This is a genomic window from Halomonas sp. (genome assembly GCF_031581305.1).
Taxonomy (GTDB): domain Bacteria; phylum Pseudomonadota; class Gammaproteobacteria; order Pseudomonadales; family Halomonadaceae; genus Halomonas.
In genome coordinates this window covers 35,007-47,967 of sequence record NZ_JAVLBC010000003.1, presented here as the reverse complement: position 1 = coordinate 47,967, position 12,961 = coordinate 35,007, and the positions used below count along the sequence as shown (strand labels likewise).

12 protein-coding genes, 1 pseudogene and 1 riboswitch are annotated in these 12,961 nt (G+C 62.7%); of the genes and pseudogenes, 5 read left to right on the top strand and 8 right to left on the bottom strand.

All coding sequences use genetic code 11. The features are described 5' to 3' along the window. The 7 genes and pseudogenes from RI841_RS00725 to RI841_RS00695 all read right to left on the bottom strand — a co-directional run. Positions 1–1,463, bottom strand: a 1,463-nt coding sequence (locus RI841_RS00725) for a hypothetical protein (RefSeq protein ID WP_310703604.1), incomplete at its 3' end; no start/stop codon positions are given. Positions 1,464–1,525: 62 nt separating this feature from the next. Next, complete coding sequence (locus RI841_RS00720) at positions 1,526–2,389, bottom strand: hypothetical protein (protein ID WP_310703602.1); 864 nt, start codon at positions 2,387–2,389, stop codon at positions 1,526–1,528. An 86-nt stretch (positions 2,390–2,475) separates the two neighbouring features. Continuing rightward, the gene (locus RI841_RS00715; protein ID WP_310703601.1) at positions 2,476–2,946 is read right to left on the bottom strand and encodes a DUF4402 domain-containing protein; all 471 of its coding nucleotides are present in this window, start codon (positions 2,944–2,946) and stop codon (positions 2,476–2,478) included. A gap of 269 nt (positions 2,947–3,215) precedes the next feature. Beyond that, on the bottom strand, positions 3,216–3,770 hold the full coding sequence (locus RI841_RS00710; protein ID WP_310703600.1) for a DUF4402 domain-containing protein: 555 nt from the start codon (positions 3,768–3,770) through the stop codon (positions 3,216–3,218). A 135-nt stretch (positions 3,771–3,905) separates the two neighbouring features. Continuing rightward, a riboswitch (cyclic di-GMP riboswitch) is annotated at positions 3,906–3,994 on the bottom strand. A gap of 329 nt (positions 3,995–4,323) precedes the next feature. Continuing rightward, a pseudogene (locus tag RI841_RS00705) lies at positions 4,324–4,527 on the bottom strand (IS481 family transposase); the annotation flags it as partial. A gap of 37 nt (positions 4,528–4,564) precedes the next feature. Then, positions 4,565–5,020: a hypothetical protein gene (locus RI841_RS00700; RefSeq protein WP_310703599.1), complete on the bottom strand. Its 456-nt coding sequence runs from the start codon at positions 5,018–5,020 to the stop codon at positions 4,565–4,567. A 30-nt stretch (positions 5,021–5,050) separates the two neighbouring features. After that, complete coding sequence (locus RI841_RS00695; RefSeq protein WP_310703598.1) at positions 5,051–6,247, bottom strand: MFS transporter; 1,197 nt, start codon at positions 6,245–6,247, stop codon at positions 5,051–5,053. A gap of 126 nt (positions 6,248–6,373) precedes the next feature. Between RI841_RS00695 and RI841_RS00690 the strand changes: the two genes are divergently transcribed. Further along, positions 6,374–6,655, top strand: a complete 282-nt coding sequence (locus tag RI841_RS00690) for a metal-sensing transcriptional repressor (RefSeq protein WP_310703597.1) — start codon at positions 6,374–6,376, stop codon at positions 6,653–6,655. A 170-nt stretch (positions 6,656–6,825) separates the two neighbouring features. Here RI841_RS00690 and RI841_RS00685 read toward each other — a convergent pair whose 3' ends face one another. Then, entirely contained in the window at positions 6,826–7,365 is a 540-nt protein-coding gene (locus RI841_RS00685) for a glycosyltransferase family A protein (protein ID WP_310703596.1), read from the bottom strand. 555 nt (positions 7,366–7,920) lie between these two features. Here RI841_RS00685 and glnA point away from each other — a divergent pair. The 4 genes from glnA to glnG all read left to right on the top strand — a co-directional run bounded on the left by glnA (position 7,921) and on the right by glnG (position 12,899). Next, a complete protein-coding gene (gene glnA / locus RI841_RS00680; protein WP_310703595.1) occupies positions 7,921–9,327 on the top strand; it encodes a glutamate--ammonia ligase in 1,407 nt (468 codons plus the stop codon). Positions 9,328–9,505: 178 nt separating this feature from the next. Beyond that, entirely contained in the window at positions 9,506–10,096 is a 591-nt protein-coding gene (locus RI841_RS00675; protein WP_310703593.1) for a DUF4124 domain-containing protein, read from the top strand. 351 nt (positions 10,097–10,447) lie between these two features. Further along, on the top strand, positions 10,448–11,494 hold the full coding sequence (glnL, locus tag RI841_RS00670) for a nitrogen regulation protein NR(II) (RefSeq protein ID WP_310703592.1): 1,047 nt from the start codon (positions 10,448–10,450) through the stop codon (positions 11,492–11,494). Then, positions 11,487–12,899, top strand: a complete 1,413-nt coding sequence (gene glnG / locus RI841_RS00665; protein ID WP_310703591.1) for a nitrogen regulation protein NR(I) — start codon at positions 11,487–11,489, stop codon at positions 12,897–12,899. The genes glnL and glnG overlap by 8 nt, the downstream gene beginning before the upstream one ends. Positions 12,900–12,961: the final 62 nt, after the last annotated feature.

Genomic DNA, 12,961 nt, shown 5'->3' with positions numbered 1-12,961 from the left:
CGAATGGGGTCGCTGCTGGCAGGAAACAGCTCGCTGGTGAAGTCGGTCAGGAGAAGGCGACTCGCGTCCACGGCCACGCCGCCGATACGGGTCTGGACATCGAGCTCGGCCAGTGAGCCACCGTCCTTCGCCTGGTCAAGGCCCCCACCGAGACTCAGCGACTGCCAGAAAGTACGTACCCCCAGGGTGGTATAGAGTTCCTCGTCTCCGTCCACCGGTGCCCGGATCAGCCCGGCCGAGGCGGTCAGCGCGCGCGCCAGACCCAGGTCGAACTGGGCGATGGTTCGGGATTGCCCGTCGTTATCCCGGTGCTCGGTCACGCTGTACTGGAAGTCGCCGGGGAGAACCATGGATTGATCCAGAGGAAAACTGTATTGCTCCACTCGTGTCTCGCCCAGGGGACCATGGAAAATCAGCCGGAAGTCATTGCGGCCATAGCTCAGGGACTGGTCGTCGAAACGATAGCGGCCTTCGGCATCGGGCTGCGTAAAGCTCACCAGGGCACCATTGTAATAGAGTTCCACGTCCCATCCCGGCGGCAAGTCGCCTTCGAACGTCTGGCGGTCGAAGCTGGTAGGCCGTGTCAGTGGGCGATTGCTCAACGTCACCCCCTCGCCCCTGATACCGCGGGAAATGTTGTCAACGCTGGGAGTCGAGAGACTGCCGAACTGGAAAGACCGGGCATGCAGCGGGCCCAGCAGGTTTCCACTGGGGTCGTGGCGCCCGAGCGTGGCACGTACTTCCGGTGAAGGGTCCTGTTGGCTGCTGGAAAAGTAGAGCGAAGACTCCATACCCAGCAGATCTCCGGTGAGGTAAGCGGTATAGGCGGCGTCGCCTTGGGTACGGTTATTCTTGTGCTGCAGTTCGGTGGTCAACGTCTGATCGATGAACGGTATGCTCAGCAGCCGGTACGGCTGCTCATGGTGGGGATAGCCGGGATCTTCATAGCCACCTTGCGTTCCGGCACGATCCTCGAGGTCTTCGCGAGCCAGTCGGGCCTGAAGGGGCAATGCCTCGAGGGCATGAACGTGCAGGGAGAGACTGGCACGGTCGATCTCGAGTGCCAGCGGTAGCCAGTCTTCGAGCAGGGACATCGCCACATAGATATCGTCTGGCTCCCTCAGCACCAGTGCCGGATTGAAGGTCTCGGAGTTGCCGGCCAGGGTCACGCTGGCGTTGTCCAGGTTCAGGCTGAACCCCCGATCTTCGCTGAGGATAAAACCGCTGGCTATGCCGTCTCCTGGCTGAGTCTGGATAGCGATGGTCAACAGCCTGGCCAGCTCACCCAGGGGCAGGAGGGTATGCTCACCCACCTCATAGGCAGGAATGGCGCCTGAGAGTACAGACTGATCCAGGCGCACTTCCAGGATCAGGAGCTCTGGTTCCCCGGCTGGCTCCTGGGCCGACAGGGCCGGGGCGTAGACCAGTACGCAGACCAGCAACAAGAACCCTAACGTCAGCATCACCAACGGGCTGCCCCGGTGGGCGATAGTGGATGTCGGATCACTGCGGTAGAACAAGGAAGCTATAGCGACAGCTCCGACTCGGCTAGCAACTTGCCACCGTCTTCCGCCTGTTCACGGTAGGTAACGCGCAGGGTGCCGTTACTGAGGGGCAGGCCACTCGGCGGCTGTAGGGCAATGCGTGCTCGGCGGAGAGGATTGGGGGTGTAGACCGCCACACCATTGGCGCGACCGATGACCTGCTCGGCGCCGCTTCGCGAGGTGAAGCTGACGGTCAGGTCGCCGTAAACAGACTGAGTACCGCTACGCTGCATCTGGAGGGCAAGCAGCGGTGCTCCGCTCGAGGATCGCTGCAGCTCGAGCTGGGTCAAGGCAACATTGGCGTCTGTAGCGCCATGACGCACGATCACCGGGATGGAAGCGCCGACCAGCGCCGTCAACTGAATGCCTATCTCATCATCAGCGGTAGAGCCGGATTCGATGCTCCGACGTTCACTGGTTTCTGGCTGTTGGGCGAACAACAGGTGCGATCGATATTCGCCGGTCGCCAGTTCACTAGGCTTGCGCACCATGATGCGGACCGCTTGACCGGCACCGGGCTCGAGCGTTACCTGGCGCGGCGAGTATTGCAGTAGAGTATCGGCAAACTGTTCACCCGGCAGAAGCGCGGCGATTTCAGAGAATTCACCGGTTTCACTCATGCGTCGGTTGACCAGGGAAATGCGATAGGTGGCACTCTCGGTGCCGTTATTGATCAGCTCCAACTGGGCCGAACGCTGGTTGCCCTCGAAGACGATGCGAGTTGGATAAAGCATCAACTGGGCCAGCGCATGGCTCGCCGGCAACATGAGTAGCAGCGCGCACAGGGTGAAGCGGAAGAGGAACACCGTGCCACGCGCTTTCTGGGTCAAGGCCTTGGGGATCATTGTGGAATCCAATTATCGTTTGTTTCGTGAGTGCCGGATGGCACATGGAGCGATGGGCGCCATCCGGTCGCGGCCTTCGAGATACATCAGTTGTAGTTGACGATCACGCTGAAACTGCCGGCATAATCCCCCGGTGTCTGTGAAAAACCGACATTGAGTGTTCCTCCCACTGTCAGGATCTGGGACCCACCCGCACTCAACTGGCCGCCAGTCCCGGAAGGGGTGCTCGTAAAGTTGTTGATGACCATATCGCTGCCCGGGCCCGTCAGTGTCACGAAGTCGTCGCCGGGCAACTGGATCGTATAGGTCGCCTCGGCATTGCCCGACACAGTGAACTCAGCGGCAAGGCCCTCGCCCGAGCGGATCAACAGCACATCGCCGCCGGCACTGCGCAGTCCGCTGGGGCTGACTGCGACCGAGCCGCCACTGCCGGCCACGAAGCTGCCGAACGACAATCCCCGTGTATTCTGGATCACGATCTCCTGCGCCCAGCCATGGGAAGCCACGAGAGAGGCCAAGGCGGCGCCAGCCGTGATTGCTGCCCAGTCACGTTTCATCGCGGTGCTCCCGGTTTGTGGTATCGCACACTGACGCTGACGTCAGCCGTGCCGGATCCAGGAAGACACATGCTCAGCGCCCCCGTCGTGCCGCTGCCGAAGGCGCTGGTGGATATGATATGAAGGGTATGGCCGATGGTGATTGGAGAAGTGACAGAGGCGCTGACAATGGTCAGCGCCAAATCAGGGTGGAGCTTCTGAAAATACCTTTCATAACCCCAACCTGGTCTTCGCCGGTCTCGCGCCCGGCTCGGCATACCCGTGAATAGTTAGTTGTACTCCACCGTTGCCGTCACATCGCCGGTATAGGTCCCGGCTGGCTGAGCTATAGCCACCGTCAGCGTGCCACCCAGATAGATGGACTGGGTACCTCCGGTGCCGAGGGTGCCTGCCGCTACTTCACCCGTGGTGGCACCGCCAGCGGTGAGGTCGCTGATTCTTTCCAATGCCATGGTATTCGGTGTTGTTTCTCCGTCGCTCAGCTCGGTAACGCCGCCCCAGGTAATATCGTAGGTCGCGTCATTATCACCGGTCACGTCGAACTGGGCGGCGGTCGGAGAGGAACCGACGGTTGATAGAATGACACCCGATCCGGTTCTTGCACCGCTAGTGGAGACCGTCACGCTGCCGCCGGCACCGGGGGCGAACTTGCCAAAAACCAGATCCGCCGACTTTGCGATCGCGATGGGCACGATGACGGTCCCCGTCGCCGAGGTTGTCGCCTCCGCAGCAAAGCTGCTGGATGCCCCGAAAGCCCCGAGCGCGACGACGGAAGCCAGCGCGGTACGGCGAAAATTCTTGCGAATGAAAGCAGATGAGTTCATTTATCAATCCCCTGTAAGTCATTGCCACGGTTGTTTTCCGTCGACGATGGCTTGAGTTAACACCAGGCAGGGGGATCCGTTAACACTTCGATGGCGGTCGGGCATGAAGAAAGCGTGCTCGGACCTAAAGGAGATGTCGGCGGTCCCACTGTCTTAGGGCTTTTACGCCCGTTAGACTGGTGACTTTGCGTCCCCGCCTTTCAACGGGTTTGCCTTTTTTCCGACAAATCAATGAAGTATTCGGTCTGCCGGGAGCGTATCACCTTTCGGTGAGCTACCCTCTGACTCATACTGAGTGATGGGTGAGCTTTCTACAAGCGGATTATTTGCAAAGCGCATCACTCATAGCGGAAATTAATATCATTAGATGATATTTCATTGTTTTTCTAGAAATCCTTGAGCACCGAGTGGTCGGACAGACTCTGCGAATAAAGAATGGTTCAGGGGATACGAAGTCGTCCTGAAAAGAGTGGCTGTCATTCATGGTCTTCAGGAGCTGGATGGAACAGTAGAGATGGCAGAGTAGAGAACTAACTCACTGACTGCCTGTTCGTTACCTGTCGGGTCCCGTGTGATTGACCACCCGCTTGGTAAATAACTCAGGACGTTTGGTCTGCCATTCCTTCATCACCGCAATCGGTGATTGATGGTGTAGCGCCTTCTGCGGGATGTGGTGATTGTACAGCCAAGTGTAGCGTTTGAGCGTCTGCTCCAGGTCCTCGCCTGAGGTATAGCGCCGAGTCGCCAGCACGTCGGCTGATGTGGCCTATGCAAATGAGAGCTTGCCACCCTGTCTATCTCACCTTGTCCGTCCACATGGCATGACAGCTGATGCAGGCGTTATTCAGTTTCTGTAGAGACTGGCTGGCGGCGGGCCAATCTTTCTGTGCAGCCGCGCCTGCCGTGGCGTCGGCGTATTGATCCAGCAGCTTGTCGAAGGAAACCAGGCTCGACTTGAAGCTTGGCTGATCAGCCTCTTCCATGATGATCCAGGGGTCGTGGCTGGGTGCGGGGTGGGTCAGGATCATCTCGGCACCGTTTTTCACCATCTGTTGGTTCTGGCGCAGAATGCCTTCGTGCATCATGCCTGAGGCGGTACCCATGATTTCCATCAACTGCTGATAGGTCATGTCGGCCCGTTGCATGTTGGCCACCAGTCCTTCGGCAGAGCCTTCCTGAGCATGGGCAACACCTGCCAGCATGCCAATGGCCAACGTCCCGATCGAAATGTTCTTGAGCAACCTTGTCATCTGATCTCTCCTTCGTGTGCGACGGCCCGCTCAGGTGCGTGCCGCTGTGGGTTCCGTCGGCCATAGCCGGCTGGCAGCCAGGGTGGCGAACAAGGCCACAGTTGCCAGTGCCGCGAATGCCGCCATCATGCCCATCGAGCTCCCCAGCCAGCCGGCCAGCGGATAGGCGATCAGCCAGCAGGCGTGGGAGAGCGAGAACTGCGCGGCGAACAGTGCCGGACGCTCTTCCGCCTGGCAGGACTGCTTGAGCAGTCGCCCGGTGGGGGTCATCACCATCGAGGCACCGGCCCCCAGCACGAACCAGAGTAGCAGCAGGGTGATGAAACCGGGCTCCAGCAGCCCCCCGAACAGGCTGAGACTCATGAACACGCCACCGGTCAGCATCACCTGCCGCTGATCGAGTCGCTCGAGCAGGGCGGGTAGCGAGAGCGCTACGACCATGGAGCCGCCCCCAGCTGCCGCGAAGGCGATTGCCACGCTGGTTTCGCTCATGCCGAGCAGATGGCGCACGTAGACGACGGTGTTGACGATCTGCATGGCGCCAGCGGCGGCCACGGCCATGTTGAGGGCCAGCAAGCCCCGCAGGCGTGGGATGCGCAGGTAGAGGCTCATGCCGTGCGTCACCCTGGCCCAGACGCCACTCACGAGCGGCTCAGGGTGCGGTGAAGGCAGAGCCACGCTGACGACCAGCACGGCAGAAAGCAGGAAAGCCACGGCGTTCAGGACGAATAGCGCGTCGAAGGACAACACTACCAGCAGCAGCGCGGCGAAAAGCGGGCTGAGCAGGTTTTCCAGGTCATACGCGAGACGAGACAGCGACAGCGCTCGCGTGTAGCGCCGTTCGTCCTCGAAGATGTCGGGAATGGTGGCCTGGAAGACCGGTGTGAAACCCGCCGAGCAGGCGTTGAGCAGAAAGATCAGGAGGTAGATCTGCCACACCTCGGAGACGAATGGCAGGCTGACCACTACCGCACAGCGCAGCACGTCAAGGGTAACCAGCAGCGTGCGGCGCGGCAGCCGTGACGCATAGGCACCTACCACCGGGGCGATGCCCACGTAAGCGACCATCTTGATGGCGAGTGCCGTGCCCAACACCTCGCCGGCACGCTCTCCCGCCAGCTCGCTGGCCAGCAGCGCCAGACCGACGGTGGTGAGGCCGGTGCCGATCAAGGCGATCACCTGGGCGGTAAACAGGTGCCGATAACGTTTGTCGCGAAAGAGCTCCATGCGTGCTCCCGGTCGGAATCATTGATGGAAAGCCGCTAACCATACGGGAAGATCGGCGCCTTTGACCCTATCCCCCCGGGGGGGATAGAGTCAAAGGCGAGTGGCTCAAGACAACGAGGACATTTGATGCAGGACACACCACATCGACATCAAAGCCATGACGACGTCGTCAAGCGGCTTAAGCGGGTAGATGGCCACTTGCGTCGGGTCATTGCCATGATGGAAGACGGTCGGCCCTGCGTGGATCTGGCGCAGCAGTTACAGGCCGTCGAGAAGGCGGTGTGCCAGGCCAAGCGAACCCTGATCCAGGATCACCTGGACCATTGCCTGGATGATTCCGTGGCAGCGATCGCCCAGGGGCAGTCGGTCTCGCTCGATGAGTTCAAGCAGATCACCAAGTACCTGTGATCTGAGGTGGTGAACGCGTCAGTGGTCGGTTCAGCAACTGCCGGGGGGCCTACCCGAATACCGGAGTGACAGGCAGGTGGCAGCCAATGTTGCCGTCCTCTTGACGCCAAGATGTCAGCGCACGGTGGGTGGCTCGGGAGGTGACGTTGCAGCGGTGAGGTGTCTCCGGCTCACGCGCCGATGTCGCTGATTCTGGCCTGACAGGCACGCAAGCGCTCGATCAGGTCGGGCAGGGCGTCGGCGTCGAGTGCCGGGTCGCAGCCACCAATGCGTTCGAACCAGGCCCGCGAGATGCAGAGCGTACCCGCGGGTGTCTGGTGGCGCAGGCGCTGCCAGAGCTGCACCAGCCGGCCGGAGCTCGAGGTGGTCAACACCACGGCATCCTGGCTGTGCTGCTCGATGTCCGCCAGTGCCCGAACGAGCGAGTCGGCGGAGATGGCGTGCTCCCCTGCCGAGAACAGCAGCGCCTGGCCCTGGCAGTGGGCCACGGCCGTGTTGAGGTGATCCCCCAGCGGGGTTCCTTCGGTGGTCACGATGCGTGCGTCATGCTGGTTCGCCAGGCGTCGCAGGCGCGGATCTTCGGTGTCGTCGGCCAGTATCACTTCCACACGCAGGTCACGCCGCTGGCGGAACGGCTTCAGGTCTGCCAGGCGGCGGGGTAGGCCGGGTCCCGCGGAGCGGACATCGAGGAGGATGCTGCAGACGATCATGCTCGTGCCGGCTCCAGTGAAAAGTCACGCGGGTCGGACTGATATGGCGCCATCTCCGGAACCCGTGCTTCCCCGGTCGGCGCCGCTATGTAAAAGAGTGTAGTTTTTGGTTGTGAAAAGTATCAATAAGGTGCCGGATTGAAATTTCTGTGAATTAACCATGTCCATTCGGCCGCCTCGGACATGAGGCGCGCCATCAGCGCGCAACAGGGCAGCGAAACGTCTCATGATGGTGCGTTAAGCAGTTTTTGTGCACCTTTATAGTGCATTTTGCAGGCGTGTCATCTCCACTTGCCGCCTCGATATGCTGAGGTGGGGGCAGAAGCTGTCCGTGAGGGAGTGTGAAAAACACATTAAATCATGGGGATATGAAGGGAATGGAATGAAACGGTGCAAAATTGGCACGTTGCCTGCATTGTTCTGGCCAGTGCCATGTTCGTGCATGGCGGCCGTGGGCAGCACTGCCGCGGCATGTTACAACACGTGCTGGGATCGCCAGCGCCAATGCATTGCACCAGCTCAACCTTTCGAGCCTAGCTCACAGTGGAGGACACCATGTCTGCCAAGACTCTCGCCCTGATCGAAGAACATGACGTGAAATGGGTCGACCTGCGTTTCACCGACACCCGCGGCAAGGAGCAGCACGTCACCATTCCGGCCCGTGACGTCGATGAGGAATTTTTCGAGAACGGCCAGATGTTCGACGGTTCCTCCATCTCCGGCTGGAAGGGCATCAACGAGTCGGACATGATCCTGCGCCCCGAAGATGGCACCGCCTTCCTCGACCCCTTTACCGAGGATGCCACCCTGGTGCTGCGCTGCGACATTATCGAGCCGGCCACCATGCAGGGCTACGAGCGTGATCCGCGCTCCATCGCCAAGCGCGCCGAGGCCTATCTGCAGTCCACCGGCCTGGGCGACACCGCCTTCTTTGGTCCGGAGCCCGAGTTCTTCATCTTCGACGAAGTGCACTGGAAGGCGGATATCGAAGGCGCCATGTACAAGATCACCTCCGAGGAGGGCGCCTGGTCGACCGATCGTCCCGTCGAGGGCGGCAACCTGGCCCACCGTCCGCGGGTCAAGGGCGGCTACTTCCCGGTCCCGCCGGTGGACAGCTTCCACGATATCCGTGGTGCCATGTGTAATACCCTGGAAGCCATCGGCCAGTCTGTCGAGGTGCACCACCACGAGGTGGCCAACGCCGGCCAGAACGAGATCGGTGTGAAGTTCAACACTCTCGTGAAGAAGGCCGACGAGGTTCAGGAGATGAAGTACGTGATCCACAACGTGGCTCACGCCTACGGCAAGACCGCGACCTTCATGCCCAAGCCGCTGGTCGGTGACAACGGCAGTGGCATGCACGTCCACCAGTCCTTCTGGAGAGAGGGCGTCAACCAGTTTGCCGGTGACGAGTACGCGGGCCTCTCTGAAATGGCGCTCTACTACATCGGCGGCATCATCAAGCACGCCCGTGCCCTGAACGCCTTCACCAACGCTTCCACCAACTCCTACAAGCGCCTGGTGCCGGGCTTCGAGGCGCCGGTCATGCTGGCCTACAGCGCCCGCAACCGCTCCGCGTCCCTGCGCATTCCCTACACCGCGAGCCCCAAGGGCAAGCGCGTCGAGACACGCTTCCCGGATCCGACCGCCAACCCCTACCTGGCCTTCGCGGCGATGCTGATGGCCGGTATCGACGGCATCAAGAACAAGATCCACCCCGGCGACCCCATGGACAAGAACCTCTACGACCTGCCGCCGGAAGAGGGCAAGGCCGTGCCGACCGTGGCCCATAGCCTCGATCAGGCCCTGGAGGCGCTGGACGCGGATCGCGCCTTCCTCACCGAGGGCGGCGTGTTCACCGACGAGATGATCGATGCCTACATCGAGTTGCTCAGCGAGGATGTGGAGCGCATCCGCATGACCACGCACCCGATCGAGTTCGACATGTACTACAGCTGCTGATCGCGGGCGGCTGACCGCCCGGACCTACTTGTTGTCCGGCTCACCGTCACGCGCGTTGAGCGAAGAAGGGGTTCCGCCATGGCGGAACCCCTTTCTTTCATACACTATCCAACAAAGGAACGATGCAATCTCGCAGGGCCGTTGCCGTCGGGCGGCGGCGACGACGCAGGGGGTAGGCATGAACAAGGCACTCGTGATGCTGGTGCTGGGGCTCACGGTCAGCCTCGCGGCCCAGGCCCAGACCATCTATCGCACTACCGACGCCCAGGGCAACGTGATGTTCACCGACAACCCGGAACGCGGCGGCGAGGAAGTCGACCTCAAGCCGCTGACCGTGGTGCCCGGACGGGGCGAGGTCCGCGAGGCCGGGGCGCCGGCCGTGGTCGATGGCAACGGCAGGGGTAATGCAGCCTCTGCCGGGCCGGGGCAGCCCTTCATGCCCTACGACAGTTTCGGCATTCTCTCGCCGGGGCAGGAAGAGACGCTGCCCACCGGGGCCGCCGGCAACGTCCAGGTGACCCTGGGCATCCAGCCGGACCTGCGCGAGGACCATCGGGTACGCCTGCTGGTGGACGGCCAGGTGAGCCAGACGGCCATGCACACCGATACCTTCATGCTCAACAACCTGGATCGCGGGGAGCACGTGCTGCAGGCCGAGCTGCTGGATGCCAGTGGCGCGGTGCGCCATCGCACGTCGCCGGTGACCCTCTACGTGCAGCGAGCCAGCGTCAACCTGCCCCGGAACCCCAATAATCCGGCCAACAATTAGCTTCCTTCTCCACGGCCACATCGGCTGCTGTGTCCGGATGGCACCCACAGGCCGTGTCGCGATTTCCTGCCTCGCGATGAGGGCCGCGTCGATGCCTTCGATCATGCCGATCGGGTGAGCGAGGGCCACGCCTTCCCCCCGGAAGGGCCCTGATCGGCCTGTTCGCACTCCGTTTCCGCTGCACATTGATGGGCGCTAGGCGCTGTTCTGCACTAAAATGGTGCGTTATACGGGTGCAACCCTGCCCCGATAAGGCGGCATGACGCGCGCCATAGGGTGGCGCGCTTCTTGCAGCATATCCTGAAAGCGCCTCCCGAGAGAGGCCAAAACCGGACCGGGCAGGATCTTTCCATGTACCAACGCTTGATGGAACATCTCACTACGGCGGTGCTGCTGCTCGATGGCGAGCTGCGGTTGCGCTGGATGAATCCGGCCGCCGAGGCGCTGCTGGCGATCAGCCTGAGTCGCCTGAAGGGGCTGCCCCTGCCGTCTCTGGTGGACGGAGGAGACGAGGTCGGCGAGCTGCTGGCCAAGGCCCGCGACGAGTTTCATCCCTTCACCCAGCGCGAGGCGCGCCTGACCCTGGTCACCGGCGAGGTGCTGACCGTCGACTACACCGTCTCGCCGCTCTCCGCCGACGAGTTGCTGCTGGAGGTGGAACCCCGCGACCGGCTGCTGCGCATCTCACGTGAGGAGGCGCTGCAGACCCGCCAGGAGACCATCAAGGTGCTCGCCCGGGGGCTGGCGCACGAGGTCAAGAACCCCCTGGGCGGTATCCGCGGTGCGGCCCAACTGCTGGAGCGCGATCTCGACGACCCGGGCCTGCAGGAGTTCACCCGCATCATCATCGAGGAGGTCGACCGGCTGCGTGACCTGGTCGATTCCATGCTGGGGCCCAACCGGGTGATTCGCCACGAGCCGCTCAATATCCACAAGGTACTGGAACGGGTGCGTTCGCTGCTGATCGTCGAGCATCCTGAGGTGTGGATCGCGCGTGATTACGATCCCAGCCTGCCGGACCTGTCCGGTGACGAGTCGCAGCTGATCCAGGCCGTGCTCAACGTGGCGCGCAATGCCGTGGAGGCCATGACCGAGGCCGGCATCGCCTCGCCACGGCTCACGCTGCGCACCCGCGCCCGCCGCCAGTTCACCCTGGGCGCCGAGCGCCACCGGCTGGTCTGTGAGGTGGCGATCATCGACAACGGCCCGGGCATTCCCGAGTCGCTTCGCGAGACCCTCTTCTATCCCATGGTCTCCGGCCGCGCCGAGGGCAGCGGCCTGGGGCTTTCCATCGCGCAGTCGATCCTGCACCAGCACCAGGGGCTGATCGAGTGCGACTCCGAGCCCGGCCAAACCCAATTCCGCCTGCTGATTCCGCTGGAGAAGCGCCATGACTGATGTCGCACGCGTGGTGGTCGTCGACGACGATCGCGCCATTCGCTGGGTGCTGGAGCGAGCCCTGGCCCAGCCCGACCTCGAGGTCGAGACCGTCGATCGGGCCGATCGTGCCCTGGAACGCCTGCTGGAGGCGCCGCCGGACGTATTGGTCACCGACATTCGCATGCCGGGAATCGACGGGCTGGACCTGATGGCCAAGGTGCGCGAGGTTCATCCGGAGCTGCCGGTGATCGTGATGACGGCCCATTCCGACCTCGACAGTGCTGTCGCCTCCTATCAGGGCGGCGCCTTCGAGTACCTGCCCAAGCCCTTCGACGTCGACGAAGCCCTGGCCCTGGTGCGCCGCGCCGTGGCCCATGCGCGCGAGCGGCGTCGTCCGGTCAGCGTGCCCGAGGGGCTGGATGCCGAGATCATCGGCGAGGCACCGGCCATGCAGGAGGTGTTTCGCGCCATCGGCCGGCTGTCGCACTCGCATATCACCGTGCTGATCAACGGCGAGTCGGGGACCGGCAAGGAGCGAGTGGCCCGGGCCCTGCACCAGCATAGTCCGCGTACCGGCCAACCCTTCATCGCCCTGAACATGGCCGCGATCCCCAAGGACCTGATCGAGTCGGAGCTGTTCGGCCACGAGAAGGGTGCGTTCACCGGTGCGACCGCCCAGCGCAAGGGGCGCTTCGAGCAGGCCGACGGCGGCACCCTGTTCCTCGACGAGATCGGTGACATGCCCGCCGAGACCCAGACCCGCCTGCTGCGGGTGCTGGCCGACGGTGAATTCTACCGGGTGGGGGGCCATACCTCCGTGAAGGTAGACGTGAGAATCATCGCCGCCACCCACCAGAATCTGGAGACCCTGGTGGAAGACGGGCGTTTCCGCGAGGATCTCTTTCACCGTCTCAACGTGATCCGCGTGCATTTGCCGAAGCTGGCCGAGCGTCGCGAGGACATCCCCCGGCTCGCTCGTCACTTCCTGGCCGAGGCGGCCAAGGAACTCGCCACCGACGTCAAGGTGCTGACCCCCGAGGCGGAGGCGCACTTCACCCGGCTGCCCTGGCCGGGCAACGTCCGCCAGCTGGAGAACACCTGCCGCTGGCTGACAGTGATGGCCTCCGGTCGCGAGGTGCTCGTCGAGGACCTGCCGCAGGAGCTGCGTGAGCCCGGGGCCACCGAGGGCAACACCGGCGACTGGCGTACCGCCTTCCGCGACTGGGCCGACCGGGCGCTGGCCGCCGGCCACACCCACCTGCTCGAGGAGGCCGTACCGGACTTCGAGCGCATCCTGATCGAGACGGCACTCAAGCACACCGGTGGTCGCAAGGGGGAGGCTGCCGAGCTGCTGGGCTGGGGGCGTAACACGCTGACGCGCAAGCTGAAGACGCTGCTCCCGGCGCTGGCCGATGGGGAGTAGCCTTTTTGCCAAGCCGCCAAGCCGCCAAGCCGCCAAGCCGCCAAGCCGCCAAGCCGCCAAGC